The 618-nt window shown below is 64.4% G+C and carries 2 protein-coding genes; both read right to left on the bottom strand.

What is annotated here, in order from left to right:
• Positions 1-60: 60 nt before the first annotated feature.
• Positions 61-351 carry an integrase core domain-containing protein gene (locus tag OTB19_RS43295; RefSeq protein WP_267804356.1) on the bottom strand — a complete coding sequence of 97 codons (291 nt, stop codon included), beginning with the start codon at positions 349-351 and terminating at the stop codon, positions 61-63.
• Positions 335-618 (bottom strand): IS30 family transposase (locus OTB19_RS43290; protein WP_267804354.1); only part of this gene is annotated, 284 nt, incomplete at its 5' end. The genes OTB19_RS43290 and OTB19_RS43295, both read right to left, overlap by 17 nt.

Here is a 618-nt window from a genome sequence, read left to right as displayed (position 1 = left end):
TGTCAATCCCCTCGAAGTGTGGAGTCCTTCCTATGCGGCCAGCCCCACAGTGAGGCCGGTTCAGTACTCGCGTTCGTAGTCGATCGGACTCTTGAAGTCGCACACGCTGTGTAGCCGACGGGCGTTGTAGAAGTCGGTGATCCAGGTGGCGATCCTGATCCGGGCCTCGGCCCGGGTGGCGAAGGTGCGCCGGTGGACGTACTCGACCTTGAGGACGCTGTTGAACGCCTCGCTCACCGCGTTGTCGAAGCACGATCCCACGCGCCCCATGGACTGGAAGACGCCCAGCTTGCGGCAGGCGCGGCCGAACTTCCGGGACGTGTATTCGGCGAGTTCAACCGGTGGTTGCAACACCGGGTTGTTGAAGCGAGCGTAGCTGCTCTTCGAAGACCTCGGCGGGTGTCCGCCAGCCGAGAGTCTTGCGGGGCCGGTTGTTGATCGCCATGGCGACGGCTCCGAGGTCTGCGGAAGACCAGCGGGAGAGGTCGGTGCCCTTCGGGAAGTACTGGCGCAGCAGGCCGTTCGTGTTCTCGTTCGTCGGTCGTTGCCAGGGCGAGTGGGGATCGGCGAAGAACACCTTCGTCCCGGTATCGAGGGCGAACTGGGCGTGGCCGGAGA

The sequence above is a fragment of the Streptomyces sp. H27-H5 genome (assembly GCF_026627505.1).
In the GTDB taxonomy this organism is placed as follows: Bacteria; Actinomycetota; Actinomycetes; order Streptomycetales; family Streptomycetaceae; genus Streptomyces.
The sequence above is the reverse complement of the archived record's forward strand: the minus strand, read 5'-3'. Positions and strand labels throughout refer to the sequence as shown.